Here is a 23463-nt window from a genome sequence, read left to right as displayed (position 1 = left end):
CGATGACGACCCTGGGAAAGCCAGGCCACGGAGAGCCGGATGCAGGGAAACTTGCACGTCCGGTTCGGTGAGAGGGATGGAGAAACCCGCGGCAGAAATGCCGCCTGGCGCTCCATCCCTACTCTACCACGCCCTGAACAAGGCGCTCGCCCCGAGCGCCGCGCCAGCACCGATCGTGCTCGTCGATGCCCCTGGTGGGCTGGGCAAGAGCCACATCACCGCCCAGCTTCTTCAGCATCGGAGCGTCACGTGGTTTGGCGAGCGGAACAGACTTCTTGGAGCCGTGGCAGATTACCTGAGCACGCCTCTGCTCGGCGTGGTTCCACTTCCTCCCGCGACAACAACAGCAGCGATGAGCAATGCCGGCATCGAGAAGCGCCCCTCCCGCGAGGACGAGGGCTTCTGCTCCCAGTTCGACAAGCGCATCAAGCCGCTCCAGATGTTCGGCCTCGGGCGTTTCGAGCAACGGATGGGCTGCAAGTTGTGCCCCGACCGTCACACGTGCAAGTACCAGAACTGGCGACCCTCGAAATCTTGGCTCTTCGCCTCGCACGCTCGACTGGGCCTGCGCAACGACGACAAGTATCTCTTCGAGGGCCGCGAGATCGTCGTCATCGACGAGTCGCCTGTCAAAGAAGTCCTTCAGGCGGTCACGCTGGAGCCGTACGAGATCCATCAGATCTTGTCCGCCCTGAAAGCGCCCGACGTGGTCGCCCTCGGCGAGCTCTCGGCCAGGGCATTTACACAGCTCTTCGAGGTCGTCTCCGATCTGCTCAAGGATCCGCCTCCCAACCGTCGCCGGATCGAGCTTCGCGTGCTGCTGCGCGAGCTCGGCTATGTGTTCGTCGACGGTCTTCCCCGAGCAGAAGAACAAATCCGAGCCGCTGCCCGTCTTCTCGCCGGACAGCCAGAAGGTGGCGAGCGCGAAAGGCAGAACAAGGACCTGGACGCTCACGTTTGTCGGATTGATCCGATGAGTACGGCGTACCTGATTCAGAAGCTAGAGTTCATCGGGGGGCAGGGGCTCGGAGCGAAGCTCCACAAACTCGCAGATGCCCTGGCAGCCGACACCGGGGCAAGACCGACCTGTGTTCTCGTCCTGCCGTCAAGCGAGTCGAGGGGCGGGATCATTGCCGGGCAGCGGGTGATTCCTCCGGTCCCGCCACAAGTGCCCATCGTCATCCTGGACGCGACCTGCGATCAACTGCTCTACGCCTACATGTTTCCTGACCGGCCACTCCTGCACGTTCACGTCGAAGCACAACAGACCGCAAAGATCATTCAGACGATCGACTACAGGTATCCGGCCAGCACGCTCGGGGATCCGAACAGCCCATCGATCAACCGGCTGATGGACATCGTCGACAAGTACAAGACGGAGAATCCGGGCCACAAGATCGCCGTGATCGTGCAGAAGCACCTGTTCGCTGCCAAGCCCCACGTGAAGAAGCGGATCCTCGAGAGCGTCAAGGAAGAGGACGTGACTTACTTCTGGTCGAACCGCGGCGAGAATAGCCTGAAGGACTACGACGCGCTCTTCGTCCTCGGCGCCCCCGAACTACACCCGCTGGAGATCGAGGCAAGGGCGAGGGCCTACATCTCGACGGAGCCGCTTGCCTCCTGGGAGGAGCCATTCGACTACCGGCTCGTTCCTTCACCGAACCAGGACTCCTCGGACGGTTACATCGTGGCCGACGATGGCACACGTCTCATCGAACGCAGGTTCCGTCGAGGACCTTTCTCGGTCTTCTGGGCGTTCCACCAGGCCGAGTACGCCCAGTCGATGCTCCGCCTCCGGCCCTACGATCCGTACAAGAAGAAGACGATCTACTTCTTCTCGAACGTCGACATCCCCTACTTCGTCATCGACCGGAAGACGGAGGACGAACTGCTTGGGCGAAAGCCCGAGCTTCTTCTCCGAGCCCGTGATGCGTTGATGAACGAGCGTGCCGCTGGACGGCAGGGGATCATCACGCAGAAGGATCTCGCGGACCTGCTCGGGGTCAGCAAGGTCGCGATCACGAAGGCGAAGAAGAAGTATGGGCGGACCGGTCTCTGGCGAGAGATCGAGGTTCTTCTCGGCCACAGCCTGAACGCTACAGCAGGATCGGCTGGAGCCTCGGGCCCTTCTTCTTGAGCGCATGATGTCGCTCAGGTTGGAGGACGGTCGGGAAAAAAAAGAACCAATGTCCCTGCCGCAGCCTGACGGCTGCGGAGGGACTCGTGCTCTCCCCGTCGAGCCGGTTAACCGGTGCCCTCCCAATCTATAGTGGGGGAGGTTAACCGGCCTGAACGCCGGTGGAAGGATGGAGGGCCTCCAGCCGGAGGCTGCGAGGTCCGTGGGTCTTTTTTTTCTCGCGGCCAGGTCTCAACTATCGCCGAACACGAAGTCTCACGGGACAAGACCGTCGCAGAAGAACGCGGTTCTACTCGCACATTCGCATGTCGAATTCTTCTTGCACCAGCAATCGTTCCTCTTATGCTTCGCCATCCTGACCCGAGGCTGTAAATGAACATCACGGTCACGACAAACTTCGATGGCGGATTCGATGACGAGGAGATCGAGTGGCTCCGGCGTCAAGGGAAGGAGGAGCCTTCGGAGGACGAGGACATCTCTTCGGCGGAGAGGAACGAACTTTTCATGAGAGGGATCCTGGCCTTTGCTCCCACGGCCACGGCTGCAAGGGGAAAGGCTGCGATACGCCGAACACGAAAGCTTCGCGTCCTCGAGGCGCGGCGGATATCGAGGCGCCTCGCAGTCGCTCGCGCTCGGCGCTGCTTCGCTCGCGTCCAGGCGCGACCGCGAGCGACGAGAAGAACAAGAACACACCGGACGTCGACGATACCGAAAGCCGCCAGCGACGGCGGCCCAGGCCCAGCTTCAACGCAGCCATTCCCGCTGGCCGGTACACCTCGAGCAGGGGAGGTGAGCCATGGCCGGTGAACGACGCCAGCGCCCCGGAAGAAGCCAGTCGGGGACAACCCACCCGGACCGGGCACACGCCGAATCTGCGAGCGATCGATCTGCTTCGACCAGCAGCACCCCCGATGGGCCCCTGCCCATACTGCTCACGCCCGACGAGGTTGCCGCTCTCCTGCGCACCACGCGGAAGGCGGTTTACGCCATGGCTGAGCGAGGCACTCTTCCCGGCGTCGTTCGCCTGGGCCGTCGCGTGCTGTTCCATCGCGACAACCTGCTAAGCTGGCTCGACGGAAGACGAGCGCCATCGCCGGGAAGGACCCGACGATGACGGTCAAAGTTCGCCCGTACAAGCGGTCGCAACGAGAAGGCTGGGAAGTGGATATCTGCGTCAATCTGCCGAACGGAGAGGAGGTGCGCGAGCGCCGCCGAGCACCCGTGGCGACGAAGTCGCAGGCCCAGCGCTGGGGGGAGCGGAGGGAACACGAACTCCTGCGCGAGGCCCTCTCCCGCCCTGCAGAAGAACCCAAGAAGAAGGAGGTGCCCACGCTCACGGAGTTCGCCCCGCGGTTCATCGAGAGCTACGCGGAGGCGAACCGGCAGAAGCCGAGCGGGATCGACGCGAAGAAGAGGATCCTGCGGCTGTACCTCGAGCCCGACTTCGGCTCGAAGAAGCTCGACCAGATCAAGACGGAGGATGTCCAGCGGTTCAAGGCGCGGCTGGGTCACCGCTCGGCCAAGACGGTGAACAACATCCTGTCCGTCCTGGGGAAGCTGCTCCGCGTGGCGGTGTCGTGGGAGGTCATCCACGCGATGCCGTGCCGGATCGAGCTGCTCAAGGCGCCCAAGCCCGAGAAGTCCTTCCTCGACTTCGATGACCTCGACCGGCTGGTCGAGGGCGCGACGATGGTCGGCTGGGGAGCGCACCTCCTGGTGCTCCTGGGTGCGGACGCCGGGCTCCGCCGGGGCGAGATGATCTCGCTCCGCTGGAACGACGTGGACTTCGTTCGCCGCGAGCTCCACATCCGGCGCGCGGACTGGAAGGGCATCGAGTCCACCCCGAAGGGCGGGCGCGGCCGCACCGTGGATCTCACGAAGCGGCTCCTCGCAACCCTCAAGGCGTACCGCCACCTCCGGAGCGAGCGCGTGCTCTGCGAGGACGACGGCAAGCCGATCACGGGGAAGACGATCGCCCGCTGGATGCGGCAGGCGACGCGGCGGGCCGGGCTCGCCGTGCTCGAGGGGCCGCACATCCTCCGCCACACGTTCTGCTCGCACCTCGCCATGCGCGGGGCGACCGTGATGGCGATCAAGGAGCTCGCCGGCCACCGCGATGTCTCGACGACGATGGGCTACATGCACCTGTCGCCGAGCGCCAAGCGGGGCGCCATCGAGCTGCTCGACGGGCCGGCTCCCTCGCCAGTCCGTGGAGAAATACTGGAACAGCCGGGGGTGGGGACCAAAAAGTCCAGCCGTTCCGGCTAGTTAGGTGGTGGGTCGACAGGGACTCGAACCCTGGACCTACGGGTTAAAAGCCCGCAGCTCTACCGACTGAGCTATCGACCCTGGATGTCCCGGCGAGAGTCTCCCTCCGGTGCATCGCGGCCGGCACCCTAGCACGATCCGGCCCGTCTGCGACAAGCGGGAAACGATCCTTCCCTCCGTCCACCCTCTCCCGCCTCCGCCTCTACTCTCACGCACGTCGCCATGCTCACCTCCGCGCCTTGCCTCCGTATCCGTTCCCTCGCCTTCCCGACGCAGCCGCGCTAAGAGGCGGTCCACCATGTCCGAGCGCCGGGAAACGTCGGAGTCCTTCGGGGCCCTGTTCGAGCAAGCGGGCGGTGGTCGCCAGGAGCGACGCCGCTTTCATGTGGGCGACAAGCTCGACGTGACCATCGTCGTCGTCGCCCAGAACGCCGTCTTCGCCGACCTCGGCGGCAAGCAGGAGGGCTACTTCGAACGGATCGACCTCACCGATCCCGACGGCAAGCTGCTCGTCGCCGTCGGCAACAAGGTCAGCGCCACCGTCGCCGCCATCGATCGCGGCACCGGCCAGGTCCGCTTGAGCCCCCTCTTCATCCGCAACGCCGAAGGAGAGGCGCTCACCACCTCCATCGGCCTCGGCGCCAAGGGCCAGGCCCCCGTCCTCGTCGAGGGCGCGCGCGTCAAGGGCAGCGTCACCGGCGTCGAGCGCTACGGCGTGTTCGTGCAGATCGCAGGCACCCAGGGCCGCAGCGGCCGCGGGCTCATCCCCACCGTGGAGACCGGCACGCCGCGCGGCGCGGACCTGAAGAAGCACTTCACCGTCGGCCAGGAGGTCGAGGCAAAGATCGTGAACATCGATCAGGAGGGCAAGATCCGCCTGTCGGTCACCGCGGTCGCGCGCGACGAGGAGCGCAGCTCGTTCGAGAAGTTCAAGGACGGAGGCAGCGCCGAGGCGGCTGAAACCGGGACGGACAAACCCAAGGCCGACGGCAAGAAGGCCCCGCAAGGCGCCGCGAAGAAGCCCGAGCCGCGCGGGTTCGGCACGCTCGGCGATCTGCTCTCGAAGAAGAAGAAGTGACCCACGGAGCATCCGTGCGCATCGCATGCGTGCGCGTGGGCGGCGCAGACGTGCCGCTGCCGGCGTACCAGTCCGCAGGCGCCGTGGGCCTCGATCTGTGCGCCGCCGTGGTCGAGGACGTCTCGATCGGTCCCGGCGAGCGCAAGCTCGTGCCGACAGGCGTGCGTGTCGCCATTCCGGAAGGGTACGAGGGGCAGGTGCGGCCTCGCTCGGGGCTCGCGTTGAAGCACGGGATCACGGTGCTGAACGCGCCGGGGACGATCGATCCAGACTACCGCGGCGAGCTGATGGTACTGCTCGTGAACCACAGCGACGTGCCGTTCGTCGTGCGGCGCGGGGAGCGGATCGCGCAGCTCGTAATCTGTCCCGTGGCGCGCGCCGAGCTCGTCGTCATGGAGTCGCTCGACGAGACGGCGCGAGGCCAAGGCGGGTACGGTTCGACGGGGCGGTGAGACTTGTTCCCTGAGCATGGGTCTCATCGCGAGGCGTCGCGCCGGGGCGCTGCCCCGGGCCCCGCGGGGGCTGTTCGCCCCTCGACCCGAACCAGGGCAAGCCCTGGACCATTTGTGGAAGAACTGCGCGATGCGCAGTTCTTCCAACAGGCCGGTGGGACAGCGTTGCCAGTCGAAATGGCAGCGCGGCTGTCTTGGTTGGCAGGGTCGTCGTTGGTCTTGACTCGGCTGTTCGATGAACTGCGCATCGCGCAGTTCATCGACCCCGGGTCCAGCGCTTGCGCTGGTCCGGGTCCCGGGGCGGACAGCCCCGGGTGGGGCCTGGGGCAAAGCCCCAGCGCAGCGCCTCCCAGATGCGAAGACGGGAGTCTTACGGACGCGGGACGACGGCTTCGAGCCCGCTTCGTGCGCGTAGCGCTTCGAGCGCTTTGTCCGACCAGACGCGGCTCCGGTCGCTGAAGCCGGCCTCGACGGCCTTGCGCAGCATGTCGAGCGCGCGCTCGTAGGCGCCGTCCTGCGCGTGCGCGCGTGCTGCCTCGTAGGCGTCCTCAGCGCTCTTCTGCCGGTCGAAGACGGCCTCCGAGAGCCGCGCCGACCAGTCGAACGCGCGGCCGTCGAAGGCGAGCTTCGCCATCTTGCGCGCGTCGTCCTCGCTCAGCGAGTCGACGATGTCGTAGGCGATTGCCGCGGCGCGGGCGACCTCGCCCTGCTCGAGGAGGATTTGCACGAGCGGACCGACGATCTCCTTGCGATCGTCGCCGGTCGCGCGCGCGGATTCGAGCACGCGCCTTGCGGCGTTGAGCTCGCGCTTGGCGAAGTGAACAGCGCCCACGAGTGCCGGATCGACCTCGCCGAGCTTGCGCGCCTCGGCCACGCGTTGTGCTGCTTCGTCGACGTGATCGCCTGCCAGCGCGACCCAGCCGAGCACCTCGAACGCCTCGCGGCGCGCGCGCGGTGGGAGCGGCTCGCCCGTGCGCTGCTCGTACGAGAAAATTTCTTGGACGAGGTTCCGCGCCCGGCCGAGGTCCTCGTCTGCGACGGCTTGCCGAGCGCGGAGCAGGAGCGACAGCAGCTCGCCCGAGAGCGCGGGCTCCGTGTCCGGCGCCGGTGCGTGCGGCCGCGGATCTTCCTCGGCCTCGCTGGGGCCGAGCATCTGCATGCGCCGCAGGCTCTGGAAGGCGAGCATGCCGAACATCATCGCCAGGAAGATGTTGTGCGTGCGGAGGCCGTAGAGCGCCACGAGGAAGCCCGCCAGCATCGAGAGCCCCGCCACGAGGCGGATGCGCCGCGGACCGAGCGCGTGCTCGAGCACGTGCCCGCCGTCGAGCGGCAGCACGGGCAGCAGGTTGATGAGGCCCCACCGCACGTTCACGTAGATGAAGAGGGTGATCGTGAAGCGCACGAGCGAGGGGACACGCGCGACGACTGCGGCCGACGCGTGGTGGTCGAGCCAGTAATCGAGCGCGAAGAACGGGGCCGCGAAGGCGAACCCGGCCAGGGGGCCGGCCAGGCTGATGAAGATGTGATCGATGCGCCGGAGCGGGAGCACTTGCTGCCAGCGGGTCACGCCGCCCATCAGGAAGAGCGAGATCTCCGGCTGGATGCGGTGCCGCCGGATCGCCAGGGCGTGCCCGAGCTCGTGCATGAGAACGCTCACGAGCACGACGAACGCCCACAGAGCGAGCGGCACGAGCCCGGCGGGGCCGCGCGACAGGTCCACGAAGCTGATGCCGAGCAGCACCGTGCTGAACCAGAAGCTCGCCTGGACCTCGACGTCGATGCCGAACAGCCTGAAATTCATGCCCTCGAATATCCTAGTGCACGCCCGCCCAAGGCGGGCCGATTCTTTGCGGCTCGGACGAAGTGTGCCGTAGAGTGCGGAGCTCTGGGACCTCCGATGCGCTCTTCGAGCTTCGTTCCGCTCCTCGCGCTCACGCTTCTTTCCTTCGTCGGCGGGTGCGCCTCGGCAGCGCCGCCAGAGGCGCAGCCTGCCACGCCGGCCCCTCGCGCGCACGTGCAGGGCGACGACGCAGGGCCTTCTCCGACCTCGACGTCCCCCGCGAAGGCCTCGGGGGAGTCGCTGACGACGGCTCAGGCGGCGGATGCAGGAGCGCCCGCGGCCGCGGATGCGGCGGCATCTGCCGGCTCGGCGAACGAGGTCAAACCCGAGACGGCGTTGCCGATCGAGCCTCGCACCGTCGTCCTGCACATCGGCGACTCGTTCCTCATGGCCGGCTTCTCGCAGGCGCTTCGGCCCAAGATGAAGGCTGTCGGCGCGCTCTACGAGGTCCGCTCCGAGCAGGCTTCGTACACCACGAGCTGGCACCTCAAGCTCGCGAAGCTCGTCGGCGACTACCACCCCGATCTCGTGATCATCAACCTCGGCGCGAACGAGGTGACGTTGACCGATCCCGCCGCGCGCACGGACGCGGTCGAGCGGCTGGTCAAGATCGTCGGAGACAGGCCGTGCGTGTGGGTCTCGCCGCCGCTCTGGCGCAAGGACACGGGCATCATCGAGATCTTCCGCAAGCACACCTCGCCTTGTCGCTTCTTCGACTCGGACGCGGTCGCCGGCCCGATCTCGCGGCAAGCCGACGGCATCCACCCCGATGCCCCCGGCGGCGCTGCGTGGGCCGACGCGTTCTTCCGCTGGCTGCTCGCCGAGCGCGCGCCCGCGCCCAAGGACGGCGAGGCGCTGCCCAAGGGATCCGGCCGCCACGCCGTGAACCCGTGGCGCCTGCGTCCGGAAAAAAACACCGGAAGCCCGAGCCCGAGCCCGCAGAAGACCGCGCAGACGCAGCCCTAGCGGGGAGGTCTAGCGGCTCATCGCCTCGACGATCGCGTCGTGCACCGCGGCCGTGAGCTCCTTGCGGCGCTCGTTGCCGTACGCCTTCGGATCGATCGGCGGCAGGATCGTCACGACCACACGTTTGCCCTTGCGCACGATCGTCCCACGCGCGGGCAGCACGTCGCGCGTGCCGTCGATCGCCACCGGCAAGATGCGGTGGCCTGTCTCCAGCGCGAGGTGAAACCCTCCGCTCTTGAACGTCCCCACGATCCCCGTCGGACTGCGTGTCCCCTCGGGCGCGATCCAGAGCAGCGAGCCCTCCTCCAGCATGCTGCTCGATGTGCGCAGCGCGTCGACGGCCTGCGCGCGGTTGCCGCGCTCGACGCGGACGAACCCCGCGGCCTTCATCGCGTGACCCCAGACCGGCACGTCGAAGAGCTCCGCCTTCGCCACCATGCGCAGCCTTCGATCCGGGATCGCGCGGTAGAGCGCCGGGATGTCGTAGAGGCTCTGGTGGTTCGACATCACGATGAACGTCTCGCGGCCGTCGCCGAGATGCTCGCGACCACGCACGACGAGACTGATCTCCGCGTCCGCGAAGAGCTTGCGCGACCACCACGCGAGCCGCTCGTCGCACGTCTCGGCGTCGAGACGACCCATCGCCGCGTCGACCACCGTGGGCACGCTGATGCGCGCCGTGTCGAGGATGCCCTTGGCCGTCTCCGCGAGCGTCACCGCCCCCTCCGCTTCTTCTTCGCGTCGGGGAAACGCGCGTTGCACGTGTCGATGCACTCCTTGTCGGTGCAGGCCTTGATGCACTCGTCGATGTTCTTCGCGTTCTGGTCCGTCGGGTCCTTCTCCTCGGCCGGCTTCGGATCGAGCGTCTTGCAGAGGTTGTCGGCGCAGTACGAGCCCGCGGCGCAGTCCGTGTCGTAGAGGCACTGCACGCAGCGGAGGTTCCAGCAGATGCCGGCCTCGGTTCCGGCGTCACGCGCGGTGCAGTCGGCGTTCGACTCGCACGTGGCGAAGCGGCCTTCTTCGAGGCTCCCGGGCAGGCTGCCGGCGCAGGCGGAGACGAGCGCCGCGGCGAGCGCGATGGGCAAAGGAAGGACGAGGAGAGCGCGGGCGAAGATCGAAGTACGTGCGTTCATGGGCCTCCGGAGGCGCCGAGCAAGGTGATCACGAGGCGCCTCGTGTGCGGGCTCGTTCGGTGCTCCCAGACGTAGATGGCTTGCCAGGTGCCGAGCGCGAGCTTGCCCGCGGTGACGGGGATCGTGAGGCTCGTGCTCGTGATGGCCGCGCGGATGTGCGCGGGCATGTCGTCGGGGCCTTCGGCGTCGTGCTCGTAGCCGGCGCCGTCGGGCGCGACGCGCGCCATCCAGCGATCGAGATCGCGCAGCACGGCCGGATCGGCGTTCTCCTGCACGACCAGGCTCGCCGAGGTGTGCTGAAGGAAGAGCGAGCACAGGCCGATCGTGACGCCCGCGTCGTCGAGCACGGCCGCGACCGCGCTCGTGACGTCGTAGAGACCCCGCCCGCGGGTGCGGATGTCGAGGGTCTTCTGGTGGACGCTCTCCCTCATCGGCACGTTGCCCCCCGTACGTGGCTCCTACCGTGTCCGATGGTCGGGGTTCTCTGCAACTACGAAGATGAGGGGAGGTCGACGTCGACCACGATGCCGAGGGCCGTCCACTGCTGAAACCAGCGCCCGACGCTCGCCGCCACGTGGGCCTGCCGATCCTCGGGCAAGGGCTCGGCGAGGCGGCCCAGCGCAGGCACGAGCGGCACGCCCTCCGCGAGGAGGTCGAGCAGCGTGGAGGCTTCGGGCTCGAGCTCCTCGAAGTGCGTGACGAGCTCGCGGTTGCGGTAGAGCGCGATGTGCGCGGGCGAGGGCGTGTCGGGGAAGACGGCCGGTTCGCCCGAGACGAGCCACGCCTTGCGGAGGCGGTGCACGGGGTAGGCGAACGAGAGCCGGCGCATCGCGGGGTGCAGCACGATCCGCGCGCGCTCCCAGGCGTCCTCGGGCAGGCTTGCGAGCTTTTGTGGATCGAGCGGCGGCGCGTCGGGCCCGGTGCGCACCTCGAGGAGCGCGATCTCGTAGCGCGATAGATCCGCGGCGAACGTGCGCTCGGCTTGCGTTTCGAGCCCGGACCAGGTCGCGACGAAGCCCGGCACGGGCTCGATGAGCTTCTCGAACGCGGCGTGCGCGGGAGGATGGGCGCCGAGGAAGTCGCGGCAGAACGTGTTCCACTTGTCCTCGCCGAGCAGGCGCGCGAGAGCCGGAAAATCGTCGTGCAGGATCTCGCGGTGGCGGAGCCAGAACTGGCGCCGGTAGATGTCGACCTGCGCGGCCGGCGTGAGGCGACCGTTTCCCGTGACGAACCGCGCGGCGGTCTCGGCGAGGGCCGGATCCTCGGGGATCGGCGCATGGCCGGGGATCACGCTCGCGAGGAACGCTTGCACCGAGGCGAGATCACTTCGCATGGGACAGGGCCTCCTCCCGGACGACGCGCGCCCTCTCGGCCTCGGCGAGCAGCATGGCGAGCGGGGGGATGTCCTCGTCCCACTCGATCAGCGTGGAGACGGGACCGACGCGGCGGATCGCGCGGCGGTAGAGGTCCCAGACCGGATCGATCACCGGCCCCGAGTGCGTGTCGATGATGTAGTCGCCGTAGTTCGTGTGGCCGGCGAGGTGGATCTGCACGACGCGCTCGGCCGGGACGGCGTCGACGTACACGCGCGGGTCGAAGCCGTGGTTTTGCGACGAGACGTAGATGTTGTTGACGTCGAGCAAGATGCCGCAGTTGGCCTCCTCGACGACGGCGGTGAGAAAGTCCCACTCGGTCATGTCGCTCGACGTGTACGTCAGGTAGCTCGACACGTTCTCCAGGACGAGCGGCACCTCCAGCGTGTCCTGGACGATGCGGGCGCGGGCGGCCACGTGGCGGATGACCTCCGTGGTGTAGGGCAGGGGCAGGAGGTCGTGCGTGTTCAGCGTGGCGGTGCCGGTCCAGCAGAGGTGATCACTCACCCACGGAGATTTCGTCCGGCGGAGCAGCGTCCGGAGATCACGGAGGAACTCGAAATCGAGCGGTGTCGTGCCGCCGATCGAGAGCGTGACGCCGTGCTGGATCACGGGGTAGTGGGCGAGGGCGCGGTCGAGGTTCGCGAGCGGCACGCCGCCGGGGACGAGGAAGTTCTCGCTGATGATCTCGAACCAGTCGACCTTGGGACGGGTCTCGAAGATCTCCTCGTAGTGCGGCAGTCGCAGGCCCACGCCGATCCCGAGGTCGGGGAGGCCGAGGCGCATGCGGTCGGGTGCGGTCATCGCGGTGTCTCCGAAGAAGCGGTGTAAAAACGAAGGGCCGCGCGCGCCACCTTGCTTGAGGTGGAAGCGGCGGCCCTTCGGGCTCAAGCGGCGCGGGGGGCCGCTCGAATCACTTCGGCGCGTCGGCCGGAGCGGGGGCGGCGCCGTCGGCAGGCGCGGCTTCGCCTTCCTTCTTGCCGCTGCAGGCGCCGGCCTTGCAGGAGTGCGCCGCGCCGTCGGCCTTCTGGCCGCTGCACGACGCCTGCGCGCCCGCCTCGGCGCCCGCCTTGCTGTCGGCGTTCTCGGGCTGCGCCTGGCTGCCGCCACACGCCGCGAGGCCCGCGATCATCCCGCCCACCGCAAGCGACGCCATCATCTTGTTCATGTTCATGGTCAATCTCCGTTCCAAGCGTTTCTTTTTCTGGGTCGGCACCCCGAGGAAGTCGCGACTTCGAGCGCTTCGTGCGAAACCTCCCCCCGCCATGATCGTTTCCCCCCGGGGTGTCGGGGTTTCCCACCTACGTGCATGCCCGTCCTCCGGATCCGGATTGCCGAGCAGCACCCTCGGGAGCCATGTTGGTAGCCCGATGGGAAGGGGCGAAGCAAGGAAAAGCGCCGGATGGCAAGGGGCGATGCAGGTCCACATCGCAACCCTCGTCGTCCTCGGCGCGATCTTCACCTCGGGATGCGTCGCGTCGCGGTTCGACGCGCGATTTCTGCCGACGGACGACGTCGCGCAGGAGCTCGTGTCGATGACGCCGGGGCTCGGCGCGGAAGCGCGCGCGACGTTTCGGGACGTGCTCGCGACGACCCTCGCGGAGGACGCGTACACCTGTTCGCCGTCGCCGCGGGAGGTCTTTTTTGGCGACGTGGAGGAAGGCGAGCGCACGATCCGCGGGGCGATGCCGCATTATCGTTTGTTTTTCGGGCCGATGCATTACCACGTGCGGCGGCTGGGGCCGCGCGGGGGCGCGCCAGGGCGCTGGGAGGTGTCTGCGACGTTCGCCGTGGTGCTGCCGCGCGAGGGCGGGACGCTGGAGCTCGCGGATTGCGAAGGGAAAGAGCGGTACGAGGGCGAGGTCGTGTGCCGGGGCGTGCCGTTTTCCCGATCGAATACGACGGAGGCGTGTCCCAAATCGGGGGAGTTCCGGGCGCCGGCGACGCGTCGCAACATGGAGGCGCTGCTCGCGCGCTGGTCCGAGGAGGCGGAGAGGTACTGGAATCGGGACGCCGATCGATATGGATTGCCGGTGCGGTACGATTTTACATTCTTGCCGCACGACCAGGCGGCGCGGGAGGGCGTGCCGGTCGATCTCACGTTGCCGCTGTCGACGACGTGCGGGCGGACGCCGTATTTCTGGTCCATGCGGAGCGGCTGGTCGCTGCCAGTGATCGCGCACGAGGCGGGGCATTTGCTGGGGCTCATGGACGAGTACGAGGCGCTCTCGGGGATCGTGCCGTTCTACCCGAAGAAGCCGTTCCCCGGCGCGCACACGAGCCGGATGGGTTTGTCGATGAAGGAAGACACGATCCTCTATCCGATGCACCACTGGATCGTGGTCCGACGTTACCTCTGCCCGGAGCCCTCGGGTCGTGATCCGTGGGGGCATGCATTTCAATGAACCGTCTGGTCCGAATTGCCCTGCTCGGCTCGATCCTCCTCTCGGCTTGCGACGACGAAAAGCCCGGAGACGCGCCTGCTTCCGCTTCCGCTGCCGCGCCCGCCTCCGCTGCCGCGCCCGCTTCCGCCTCCGCCTCCGCGCCCGCCTCGGCTCCCGTTGTGCTTCCCGAGCGGCCCGACGATTTTGCGCTCGTCGAGCCGGCGACGCCCACGTGTCCGCCGGACATGGTGCGCGTGAACAAGAGTTATTGCGTCGATCGGTACGAGGCGAGCCTGGTCGACGCGGAGACGGGGCAGGATCTTTCCCCTTATTACGTGCCCGCCCGCAAGCAGGCGCTCTCGATCCAGAAATTGTGGGAGCAGGAGCGCCTCGCCGTCGGGCCCGTCGAGGCGCGCACGATCGAGCTGCCGCCGCTGCCGCCGTGGCAATCGCAGCGCAACTTCGAGCCGAAGGCGGTCTCGAAGAAGAGCCGCATCCCCCAGGGCTACCTCACGGGGCCGCTCGCCGCGCTCGCTTGCAAGAACGCGGGCAAGCGCCTTTGCTCGCTCGCGGAGTGGCAGACGGCTTGCCGGGGCGAGGACGATCGCGACTTCCCTTATGGCGACACGTACGAACCGGGCAAATGCAACATCTTCCGCGAGGCGCACCCCGCGGGGCTCTTGCACGGCAATCCGAGCATCGGTCACAGCGATCCGCGCCTCAACACGGTGAAGGCCGGGGACAAACCGCTCCTCCGCCGGACGGGCGAGACGCGGGCCTGCGTGAGCCGGTGGGAAGGCGACGCGATCGCCGACATGGTCGGCAATATCGACGAGTGGATCGACGACCCGGAGGGGACATTCGTCGGCGGATTTTACGCGCGTTCGAAAAAGGACGGTTGTGCCTCTATGGTGCGGGCCCATCCGTTCGATTACTTCGATTATTCGACCGGCGTTCGATGTTGCAAGGATCTTTAGCGCGGGAGCTTTCATGATGAACGGGAAGGTGGCGGCGGCGGTACTCGCCATGGGGGTTGTCGGGGCGGGTTGCGGGGCGCGGACGGACCTGCCGGAGAGCCGCAGGAGCGAGGAGGTCTGCGCGGCCGTGGGCGAAACGTGCCGCACGTCGGCGGCGTGTTGCGGCGGCGGGCAATGCAACGCGGGCGTGTGCGAGGCCCCGCACTGCACGGCAGGCGAGGCGCCGGTGGTCCTCGTCAGCGGGAAGGAACGGCTCTCCGGCCTGCTCGCCGACGGCGACCACGTGTATTTCACCCATTACGGCACCGACGGCGCTGTGCTGCGCGTGCCCAAGGCCGGTGGGGCGATCGAGACGGTGGTCCCGGCGGCGAGCTGGACCGAGTCCCTCGTCGCGGACGCGAATTCGCTTTATTTCCTGGACGGCGATCGGGTCATGCGCGCCTCGAAGGACGGGAGCGGGGCGAGCCTCGTCGCGGATAACCAGGTGGGCTCAATGTCGATCGCGGTGGACGCGTCGTTCGCATACTGGATCACGCCGGTGGGTCAGGCCGTGCGGCGGGTCTCGAAGTCCGGCGGCACGCCCGAGACCCTGGCCAAGGACGAGGAGCTCACGCCGGACATGGTGCCGCGCATGATCGCGGACGAGAGCAAGCTGTACTGGTCGGCCAGCGGGCTCTGGTCGATGTCGGGCTTTCACGCGACGCCGAAGGAGGGCGGCGCGCTCCTCTTCGTCGAGGGCGCCGCCACCACGCATTTCGTCGTCGATTCGATGTTCCTCTTCTGGATTACAACGAACGCGAGCCCCGTCCGCCTGGTGCGCACCCGGAAGGACGGGAGTGAGGCGAAGACCCTCACGGAGTGGACATTCGTCTCCAACAGCGATCTCGCGGCCGGAATGGCGCAGGACGGGGACTACCTGTACTGGGCCAGGGGCAAGGCGCGGAGCATGAACCGTGTCCCCAAGACCGGGGGCGAGGTGGTGGAGCTCTTCACGTCGCCGGATGCCATCAACCAGCTCACGGTCGATACGTCATGCCTGTACTACATGACCACCCGGGTTGCGAACGAGACCGGCGAGACGACGAGCAGCTTGCTGCGCGCGCCACGATTCCTTCCAGGCGAGTGAGTGAGCGCCCCTGCGGGGATCGAGGCGGTTTTCTTGTCCCGATGTCCGCGCCGCCCGTATGCTGCGCTGCAACATGCGAAGGTACACATTCCTTTTCGGGGTCGCGCTCGTCGCATGCTCCCAGGGGGATCCGGCTTCCTCCTCGTCGAACGCCGATTGCGCGGTCGATCCGGGCGACGGCGTCACGCCCGTGCGCGAGGAGCCCGAGGACGAGCTCACACCGCTCCGTTTGATGCGGCGCGCCAGCATCGCGCTGCTCGGCGTGCCCCCGACCGTCGAGCGAATGCAAGAGCTGCTCACACGGGCGACGCCCGAGGCGCAGTTCGCCTATGTCGACGATTTCATTGACGAGGCCCTCGAAGACCCGCGGTTTTACGACATCACCTTCGAGCACGCGCGCAAGTGGTTCAACATCCCGCTGATCCCGCGCACGGCCGATGCCCCCGAGTATGGCGCCAAGCAGCAGCGCGTGCTGACGGCGTGCAAGCCGGGCACGGCGAACGAGGGCGCGCTTCGTTATTTCCGCGACGAAGTCCCCGAGGACGTGGCGTGCGCCGCCGGCGGCGCGAAGACCACGGTCGAGGCCTGGTGGGCGCCGGGGACGACGGTGACGCTCGTCGGGAGCGCGGCGAACACCACGAACATCGGCCAGATCAAACCGAACGGCTCGCCGGTCGACATCGAATGCAATCAGCGGGCCGAGGGCACGTGCGGATGCGGCAAGAATGCCGTGAGCTGCTGGCACGACCCCGGCACCTATCCCGGCTGGGGCGCGTATCTCCCGGCAAACCCGGACGGCCAGCGGCGCCTGCTCGCCGAGGAGCCGGCGCGCCTGTTCGCGCACATCGTCTGGCACGATCGGCCCGCGACCGACCTCATCCTCTCGGATTATTCCGTCGGCCCGACCGAGGTCCAGGCGGCCCACATCAATCAATCCCTCGCCGGCGGCGGGCTCGACGTGCTCACCGACGAAAGCTGGTGGAACCCGGCGAGTTTCGGCGGCGCGGCCGTGGATCCGCTCCACGAGGCGAATGATCCGAAGGCGTGGCGCGAGTATTCGATCTCCGCGCGAAACGCGTTTTTCCTGAAGGAGCGCGACTACACGTTCGATCCGCGCAAGGATCCGGGCACCTCGAAGGGGTTTCCCTCGGCCGGCATGCTCACCTCGCTCGGCTTCCTCGATACGTATCCGCGTGAGCGCCTGCGCGCGGCGCGCGCGCTCGAGACCCTCGCTTGCGAGCAGCTCTTGCCGCCGGGCGGGGAGATCCCGTTCAACGTGTACGAGACGGATCCCGGCCGCGAAGGGCCTTGCCAGCATTGCCACGCCCGGATCGACACCGCGGCGGCGCATTTCAAGCGGTACGCGAAGGCCCGCCACGCGTTCGAGGGTTGGGGCGCGTTGTACTACATGCCCGGCGTGGGCAACTGGCAATGGGATCCCGCGTGGCGCACGGGCGTATGGCCGTTCGCCGAAGAGCCGTTCGCGCAATGGAACAAGTGGTACCTGCCGGGCTCGTTGCTCACGCCCGCCACCGAGGAGGAGGCGAACGCCAATCCTTACGTGCTGTTCCTCGATTTCCTGCCGCCGGAGTTCACCCTGCTCGGGCAGACCAGCGACGGGACCGTGGGGCCACTCGGGTTCGCCAAGCTCATCGTGGCCGCAGGATCCTTCGATCGGTGCGTGGTGCGGCGCGTGCACGAGCGTATCCTCGGGCGCGACATCGATCCGGCGGCGGAGAACGGCTACCTCGAGACGCTCACGGCCTCGTTCATCGCGAACGGTCGGCTCGTGCGGCCCTTCATCAAGTCCCTCACGCAATCCACGTCATTCCGCAGGGGGCACTGACATGCGAAAACGAATCCTTTTCAAGATCGTCGCCCCCTTCGTCGTCGCCCTCGGGGCCGCGAGCTGCGACGGCGACGAGGGCAACACCTGCGGCGGACCGACGCCCGAGGAGCGGGCGCGAAACCAGGCCGTATTCGACGCGCTCGCCCCGTCCTGCCAGGGATGCCACATCACGGGGGCGCGCGGGTATTTCGCGTCGATCGAGGCGTTCGAATCCCTCGTCGTCTACAACCCGGCGGTGGTCGTCCCGGGCAAACCCGACGGAAGCGAGCTCATTCGCCTCCTCGAAGGGAAGGGGACGGGCGCGTTCAAGCAAATGCCCATCGCGGGGCCGCCGTTCGCCGAGATCGCGGCGAGCGGATCCACGAAGATGACCATGGCCCAGATCCGCGAATGGGTGACGAACCTCGAATCCCGGACCGCCGATCCGCTCCCGTCCATCGAGGCCCGCCGCATCACCCGGCTCTCCGCGGAAGACGTCGGGCGCGCCCTCTACCAGCAGCTCGGCCTGTCGGACGACGATTTTTACATTGCCGCGTCGGCCTTCGACATCCCGCACAAGACGAGCCAGAACGACGACTTGTATCCGTTCACGTCTCCGGACTCGATCCCGGCGCCTTATGAAAACTTGCCCGTCGAGCGTTTCGCCGCGCTCGGGGGCGGCTCGGCGCCGAACCAGATGAAGGCCGACGGCACGGTTTCCCCGAGCTTCCTCGGCATGATCACGCAGCTCGCGCAACGCTGGTGCGGGCTCGCGCTCGACAAGTCGGGCAATACGGCGCTCCTGCCCGCCGGAGCTTCGGTCCAAACGGGCAGCGCCGACGCGGCGAGCGTGAAGTCGGTCATTCGCGCCTGGTACCTGCATTTCCACGCCGTGGACGCGACCGACGCGGACGTCGACCGCGTGTTCTCCACGGTGTTCGTCCCCCTCGAAATGGAGAAGGACGCGCGCAACGCCTACGTGGGCACGTGCTCCTATTTCATTCGCCACCCCGACTGGATCTTCTACTGAGAGGCCCCGATGAAAACGAGCCGCAGAAAACTCCTTCTCGCCGCCCTCGGGGCCTCCCAGCTCGCGCTCCTCGGCCGCTTCGCCGTGCGCAGCGCGTCCGCCGCGCCGCCACCGAACGGCCCCACGAAGCTCCTTTGCATCTGGCTCGACGGCGGATGCAACTGGGAGCATTTCTTCACCCCGCTCACGGGCGCCGGCATCGACAAGTTCATCCAGCCGCCCGACGGCGGCATGCACCCGTTCGGGTATTCCAAGGAGCAGGTGCGGAACTTCGACGGGACGGCCGCGGACCTCGGCTCCACGAACCCGACCCGCAAGCTGCGCGGCCCCGTCGGGTGGAACGACGCGAATCCCGCCGACACGACAGGCTCGAATCCGCTCTCCGGCGGCACGCAGAACTATCGTCCGTGGGGCTATTCGTGGGTCAATCCGAAGTACAAGCTCTATGACCGCACCTGCGTGCTCGTCGGCGCCGATCAGGGCACGGCATCCCACGGGAGCGGGATCGTCGCGAGCATGTGCGGCGTCGCGGGCTCATCGTTCCGCGCGCCAAGCGTGCAGGCCGTGATCGCGAACTACATGGCGGCGCATTTCCCGGACAGACCCGTTCCAAACGCGACGCTCGGCGGCACGTTGCCGGCCGCGTACGACCTGCCCGCGCTCGCCACGCCATATTCACTCACGAGCCTCTCGCTCGTCGAGTCCACAATCTCGGATCGTCGCAACAGCGCATGGGACGGGCTGCGCACGCGAACGGACGTCGAGGGAATGGCATTCGACGGCACACCCACCGGCGAGACGCTGCCGCTCACAATCACGGATCGCGCGGTGCTCGAAGCAATCCGCGAGCGAAAGGGCATTTCGACGAAGGGGACGGACGATCTCTATCGGCAGATCCACGACACGTACGCGGGCGTCAGCAAGACCGTGGCGCGCGACGTGCTCACCGTGCTCGATCAAACGAAGGGGTTCGAATTCCTGGCAGCCGACCCGCTTTATGCGGGCGGGCCCTTCCAGACCGCGTGCATCGGACCCGCCGACGTCTGCGGGAACGTGCTCTCGGGAGGCTCGTTCGACTTCGCATTGCGCCTGCTCAAGTCGAACCTCGTGACCAGCGTGACGCTGCGCGCGTCGAGCATCGGGAATACCGGGTTCGACGTGCATTATTCGGGCGGCGCGCGCGCGCAGACGAGCCACCTGCGTATCGCACTCGAAGCCATCGCCCAGGTGCTCATCGAGATGCAACTCACGCCCGCATCCTCGGGGCAAGGCTCGCTGCTCGACGAGACGCTGGTCTACATCTACAGCGATTTCGGGCGCACATTCGCACGGAGCCCGCAGGACGGGACCGACCATCACCCAGCCACCTGCGGCATCCTGGTCGGCGGGAGCGTGAAGGGAAACCAGATGCTCGGCGGATACGACGAAACAGCGCAAGGCTCGCCCCTCGGCGCCCCCGTCAACATCATCGAGGAGGGCGGCGACAAGGCGACGCGGCCACCAACATCGCAGGACATCGCAGCCACCGTGATCCGCGCCTTCGGCCTCGAACCAGGCAAGGATTTCTTCATCCCCGGCGGCTACGGCGAATTCGAGGGCGCGCTTCTCGTTTGAGGCCGCCTCGCCGGGGCGCTGCCCCGGGCCCCGCGGGGGCTATTCGCCCCTCGACCCGAACCAGGGCAAGCCCTGGACCTCAGGGGGAAGAACTGCGCGATGCGCAGTTCTTCCCACAGGCCGGTGGGACCGCGTTGCCGGTTGAACCGTCAGCGTCGCTGTCTTGGTTGGCAGGGTCGTCGCCGGTCTTGACCCGGCTCGTTCGATGAACTGCGCATCGCGCAGTTCATCGACCCCGAGTCCAGCGCTTGCGCTGGTCCGGGTCCAGGGGTGGACAACCCCTGGTCGGGTCCGGGGTGAAACCCCGGCGCTACGCTACGCTCACGGCGCCTTCGCCTTCGCAGGCACCGCCTTGGCCGGCGCCTTCGCCGAGGTCGCGGCCGACGCCGATGCGGACGGGCTTGGCTCCGCGGTTGCTGTGCCGTCCTTGCTCTTGCAGGTATAGGCGCCGAACAGGATGTATGCGCGCTGGCACGTCACGGGGTGCGCGCCGCTTGGCGTCTGCATCGTGAATGTGTGCGCGATCGGCGAGCGCTCCCAGAACGTGAATTGGGCCTTGCATGGCTGGGCTTGGCCCTGGCACGCGGCTTCCGAGGCGAGTGCCTCGACCTCCACGCTCACGCCATACACGTTGTAAAGTGCCGCGCCCGTTGCTGCGAGCAGCGCTACTGTGAACAGGAGGCTCGCTGCGGAGCGCAGCCCTGATCCGCTGCCCTCCGATGCGCCCCCACCTCGATCCTCGGATTTTGCCACGGCGCCACGATAAAACGAGCCGGCCCCGAAGGGAAGTGCGCTGTTACGCTCGTTTCCGGTGATCCATCCACACGAGCGCTGCGGGCAGGACGATCACGGCGGCGAAGAGGCAGGTGACCTCGCCGATGACTGCGGCGACGCCCATGCTGCGCACGGCGAAATTATCCGATCGTACGAGCGCCATGTAGCCGAGCGCGGTGGTCAGGCTGCAGAGCACCACCGCGCCGCCTGTCTCGCGCACCGCGGCGATCGCGCCGCCCGTGCCCTCGCGGGTGTACCGCTGCACGATGTTCACCGCGTAATCGACGCCGATGCCGAAGGTCAGCGGCAATGCGATGAAGTTCAGGAAGTTCAGCTTCACCTTCATCACGACGAGCGCGAGTGCCATCCATCCGATGCCGACGAGCAAGGTGGCGATCACGTACATCGAGGGCTTGCCGCGGCGGAATGCGATCAGCACTGCCAGGATCGTACCGAAGAGCGAGAGGAGCACTGCGGGCGGGACGTCGTCGATCACCGCGGTCCACATGTCGGCGTAAATGACTGCGCGGCCTGAGCCGAGGATCACGCTGCCGTCTGGCAGGACCGTGCGTCGATACGAATTTGCCCAGCGGAAGAGGTAATGGGCGTCGTCCACGGTCGCGCCCGCGGTCGGGCTGATGTAGACGATACGGCCGCGCGTGCCGTCGGTCTCGGTGAATGCCCGCGCCAGACCGGCAGGCAGGTCCTCGATGCCGAACGGTTTCAGGTCGTCCGGGGGCAGGACCTCTCCGATCGTCTTCCAATCGTCATCCGAGATGACGCCGCGGCGCCGCGCTTTGAGGACCTTTTGCTTGATCTCTTCGAGGATCGGGATCTTCTCGGCCTGCGCCGCGGGCACGAAGTCCTGGAGCGCGTGGACCTTTTCGAAGGGTTTTTCCCCCGGCGGGGCGGCGTCGCGCTTCGCGTTGAGCGCCGCGCGCAAAGGTTCGACTTGCTCGGGGCGATCCACGAGGATTGCCATGCCGTCCGTCCCGACGTACCCCGTGATCTGCTCGCCGAGCTGGCTCAGGCGGATCTCCTCGGCCCGCCGGCTCGCGTCGGTGCGCAGGTTGCGCAGGTCGTACTCCATCGGGTCGCTCTTCACGTAGAAGACGGCCGCGATGGCGCCGGCCAGGGCCACGGCGACGCCGAGGACCGTGAGCAGGCGGGGGGCGCGCTGGGCGAAGGCTGCGAACGGACGGCCGAATGCGATGCCGCCCTGCGTGGCGCGCTGAATGCGGCCCCAGATGCCTTTGGCCTCGCGATCGAGCGGGAGGAGCCGCTCCATGAGCGTGAGGATGCTCGGCAACGCGAGGTAGGTCGCGATCCAGCAGAGGAGCATACCGACGCCGCCGATGACGCCGAAATCGCGGAAGCCCCGGAACTCGGTGGCGATGAGCGAGCCGTACGCCGCGCCGGCCGCGGCGGCCGCGGTGAGCGTGGGCCGCCAGGTTTCCCGACGCGCGAGGTCGAGCGCCTCGGCGAGCGGGACCTTGTCCCTGCGCGCTTCGAGGTACCTCGCCATGTAGATGATGCTGAAATTGATGCCGTTGCCCGCGACGATCGTGAAGAGAAAGCCCGTGGCCATGTTCAAATGGCCAATCAGGAGCTCGGTGACGCCGAAGGTCCACGCGACGCCGATGCCGATGGTGATCAGCATGGCGAAGAGCGTGCGGATCCGAAGGTAATAGAGAAACACGACGCCCGCGAGCAGCGCGGCCCCGAAGAGACCGACCTCGGTGAGGTCCGCGTTGATCGCGGCGAACTCGGAGATGCCCGTCTGGAGATCGCCGCCGAAGCCGTAGCGGATCTCGGGGTGGAACGAGGCGGGGTTCACCCGATCGACGGCCTCGCGGATGCGGCGCAACGCCTCGCTACCCCGCGCGAAATCGCTGCCGATGACCTTGGAGCGGACCGCGACGACGAGCGTCTTGCCGTCCTTCGACTGGTAGTAGCCGTCGGGGAACCGATCCGGCGTGGCCTCCGTGCCGAGCTTGAAACGCTTCTTGATGCTCTCCGCGTCGAGGGCCGGGGGCTCTTCGCTCTCGTCGAGCAAGGTGCCGGTCGCCTTGTTGACCTCGTAGGCGTACCGGGCCTCGATGTCGTCGCGCAGGCCTTCGAGGTCCTTGGTGTCGGCGTAGAGCCCGGCGCGGGGCGAGAGGAAGGCGCGCGCCTCGTGCACGCCGTCCTCGACGCTGCCGACCCAGGGCGGGCCCACGGCTGCGAGTGCGGGCACGAGCGCGTCGCCTGCCTGCCGGAGCGCTGACGTGGGCGTGTCCGGGCCGCCTTCGAGGACGATGAAGAGCGTGGAGACGCCGGCCGTGCGCGCGGCGACCCGGTTGAGCTCCTGCACGCTCGGCCGGGAGGAGGGCAGGAGCGATTCGAAGCCGGTCTGGATGGTCAATCGCAGGGCGAGGACCACGGATACGATCGTGAGCACCGCCGCGACGAGGAGCGGCAGCAGCGGTCGTTCGAACTGCACG

General features: G+C 67.5%; 21 protein-coding genes and 1 tRNA gene. 12 read left to right on the top strand and 10 right to left on the bottom strand.

Annotated elements, in window-relative coordinates:
• From KEG38_RS32075 to KEG38_RS32065, 3 genes are all read left to right on the top strand, one after another.
• Nucleotides 1-2137: hypothetical protein (locus tag KEG38_RS32075; RefSeq protein ID WP_272423771.1), on the top strand; the 2137-nt coding region annotated here is incomplete at its 5' end.
• A 796-nt stretch (nucleotides 2138-2933) separates the two neighbouring features.
• Nucleotides 2934-3251, top strand: coding sequence for a helix-turn-helix domain-containing protein (locus tag KEG38_RS56120; RefSeq protein ID WP_272423769.1), 318 nt, complete (start codon nucleotides 2934-2936; stop codon nucleotides 3249-3251).
• Complete coding sequence (locus tag KEG38_RS32065) at nucleotides 3248-4405, top strand: tyrosine-type recombinase/integrase (protein WP_272423767.1); 1158 nt, start codon at nucleotides 3248-3250, stop codon at nucleotides 4403-4405. Before KEG38_RS56120 ends, KEG38_RS32065 begins: the two co-directional genes overlap by 4 nt.
• A 5-nt stretch (nucleotides 4406-4410) precedes the next feature.
• On the opposite strand, the gene KEG38_RS32060 is transcribed toward KEG38_RS32065, so the two are convergent.
• Nucleotides 4411-4486, bottom strand: a tRNA-Lys gene (locus tag KEG38_RS32060).
• A 217-nt stretch (nucleotides 4487-4703) separates the two neighbouring features.
• On the opposite strand from KEG38_RS32060, the gene KEG38_RS32055 reads away from it, so the two are divergent.
• Both KEG38_RS32055 and dut read left to right on the top strand, forming a co-directional pair.
• Complete coding sequence (locus KEG38_RS32055) at nucleotides 4704-5483, top strand: S1 RNA-binding domain-containing protein (protein WP_272423765.1); 780 nt, start codon at nucleotides 4704-4706, stop codon at nucleotides 5481-5483.
• A gap of 14 nt (nucleotides 5484-5497) precedes the next feature.
• The gene (dut, locus tag KEG38_RS32050) at nucleotides 5498-5935 is read left to right on the top strand and encodes a dUTP diphosphatase (protein ID WP_272423764.1); all 438 of its coding nucleotides are present in this window, start codon (nucleotides 5498-5500) and stop codon (nucleotides 5933-5935) included.
• Between the two features lie 370 nt (nucleotides 5936-6305).
• Here dut and KEG38_RS32045 read toward each other — a convergent pair whose 3' ends face one another.
• Complete coding sequence (locus KEG38_RS32045; protein ID WP_272423763.1) at nucleotides 6306-7736, bottom strand: site-2 protease family protein; 1431 nt, start codon at nucleotides 7734-7736, stop codon at nucleotides 6306-6308.
• A 96-nt stretch (nucleotides 7737-7832) separates the two neighbouring features.
• Here KEG38_RS32045 and KEG38_RS32040 point away from each other — a divergent pair, with 96 nt between their 5' ends.
• On the top strand, nucleotides 7833-8741 hold the full coding sequence (locus KEG38_RS32040; RefSeq protein WP_272423761.1) for an SGNH/GDSL hydrolase family protein: 909 nt from the start codon (nucleotides 7833-7835) through the stop codon (nucleotides 8739-8741).
• 9 nt (nucleotides 8742-8750) lie between these two features.
• Here the strand turns inward: KEG38_RS32040 and KEG38_RS32035 are convergent, their stop codons facing one another.
• From KEG38_RS32035 to KEG38_RS32010, 6 genes are all read right to left on the bottom strand, one after another.
• Complete coding sequence (locus KEG38_RS32035; RefSeq protein ID WP_272423760.1) at nucleotides 8751-9458, bottom strand: lysophospholipid acyltransferase family protein; 708 nt, start codon at nucleotides 9456-9458, stop codon at nucleotides 8751-8753.
• Complete coding sequence (locus KEG38_RS32030) at nucleotides 9455-9874, bottom strand: hypothetical protein (RefSeq protein ID WP_272423759.1); 420 nt, start codon at nucleotides 9872-9874, stop codon at nucleotides 9455-9457. Before KEG38_RS32030 ends, KEG38_RS32035 begins: the two co-directional genes overlap by 4 nt.
• The gene (locus KEG38_RS32025) at nucleotides 9871-10305 is read right to left on the bottom strand and encodes a secondary thiamine-phosphate synthase enzyme YjbQ (RefSeq protein WP_272423758.1); all 435 of its coding nucleotides are present in this window, start codon (nucleotides 10303-10305) and stop codon (nucleotides 9871-9873) included. The genes KEG38_RS32030 and KEG38_RS32025 overlap by 4 nt, the downstream gene beginning before the upstream one ends.
• Before the next feature lie 59 nt (nucleotides 10306-10364).
• On the bottom strand, nucleotides 10365-11207 hold the full coding sequence (locus KEG38_RS32020; RefSeq protein WP_272423757.1) for an HvfC/BufC family peptide modification chaperone: 843 nt from the start codon (nucleotides 11205-11207) through the stop codon (nucleotides 10365-10367).
• On the bottom strand, nucleotides 11197-12051 hold the full coding sequence (gene bufB / locus KEG38_RS32015) for an MNIO family bufferin maturase (RefSeq protein ID WP_272423756.1): 855 nt from the start codon (nucleotides 12049-12051) through the stop codon (nucleotides 11197-11199). The genes KEG38_RS32020 and bufB overlap by 11 nt, the downstream gene beginning before the upstream one ends.
• Nucleotides 12052-12160: 109 nt before the next feature.
• Complete coding sequence (locus KEG38_RS32010) at nucleotides 12161-12421, bottom strand: hypothetical protein (protein ID WP_272423755.1); 261 nt, start codon at nucleotides 12419-12421, stop codon at nucleotides 12161-12163.
• A 241-nt stretch (nucleotides 12422-12662) separates the two neighbouring features.
• Between KEG38_RS32010 and KEG38_RS32005 the strand changes: the two genes are divergently transcribed.
• From KEG38_RS32005 to KEG38_RS31980, 6 genes are all read left to right on the top strand, one after another.
• Complete coding sequence (locus tag KEG38_RS32005; RefSeq protein WP_272423754.1) at nucleotides 12663-13652, top strand: hypothetical protein; 990 nt, start codon at nucleotides 12663-12665, stop codon at nucleotides 13650-13652.
• The gene (locus KEG38_RS32000; protein ID WP_272423753.1) at nucleotides 13649-14608 is read left to right on the top strand and encodes an SUMF1/EgtB/PvdO family nonheme iron enzyme; all 960 of its coding nucleotides are present in this window, start codon (nucleotides 13649-13651) and stop codon (nucleotides 14606-14608) included. Before KEG38_RS32005 ends, KEG38_RS32000 begins: the two co-directional genes overlap by 4 nt.
• Nucleotides 14609-14621: 13 nt before the next feature.
• Nucleotides 14622-15734, top strand: coding sequence for an EB domain-containing protein (locus KEG38_RS31995; protein WP_272423752.1), 1113 nt, complete (start codon nucleotides 14622-14624; stop codon nucleotides 15732-15734).
• Between the two features lie 73 nt (nucleotides 15735-15807).
• Nucleotides 15808-17580, top strand: coding sequence for a hypothetical protein (locus KEG38_RS31990; RefSeq protein WP_272423751.1), 1773 nt, complete (start codon nucleotides 15808-15810; stop codon nucleotides 17578-17580).
• Between the two features lies 1 nt (nucleotide 17581).
• Nucleotides 17582-18592, top strand: a complete 1011-nt coding sequence (locus tag KEG38_RS31985) for a hypothetical protein (protein ID WP_272423750.1) — start codon at nucleotides 17582-17584, stop codon at nucleotides 18590-18592.
• Nucleotides 18593-18601: 9 nt separating this feature from the next.
• Entirely contained in the window at nucleotides 18602-20206 is a 1605-nt protein-coding gene (locus KEG38_RS31980; RefSeq protein ID WP_272423749.1) for a DUF1501 domain-containing protein, read from the top strand.
• A gap of 321 nt (nucleotides 20207-20527) precedes the next feature.
• On the opposite strand, the gene KEG38_RS31975 is transcribed toward KEG38_RS31980, so the two are convergent.
• Together KEG38_RS31975 and KEG38_RS31970 are read right to left on the bottom strand one after the other, a co-directional pair.
• Nucleotides 20528-20959 carry a hypothetical protein gene (locus KEG38_RS31975; protein ID WP_272423748.1) on the bottom strand — a complete coding sequence of 144 codons (432 nt, stop codon included), beginning with the start codon at nucleotides 20957-20959 and terminating at the stop codon, nucleotides 20528-20530.
• A 43-nt stretch (nucleotides 20960-21002) separates the two neighbouring features.
• The gene (locus tag KEG38_RS31970) at nucleotides 21003-23462 is read right to left on the bottom strand and encodes an efflux RND transporter permease subunit (protein WP_272423746.1); all 2460 of its coding nucleotides are present in this window, start codon (nucleotides 23460-23462) and stop codon (nucleotides 21003-21005) included.
• Between the last annotated feature and the right edge of the window lies 1 nt (nucleotide 23463).

It is taken from the genome of Polyangium jinanense (assembly GCF_028435265.1).
GTDB classification, from domain to species: domain Bacteria; phylum Myxococcota_A; class Polyangia; order Polyangiales; family Polyangiaceae; genus Polyangium; species Polyangium jinanense.
Note: the sequence above shows the minus strand (reverse complement) of the source record. Positions and strands in the feature narration are given on the sequence as shown.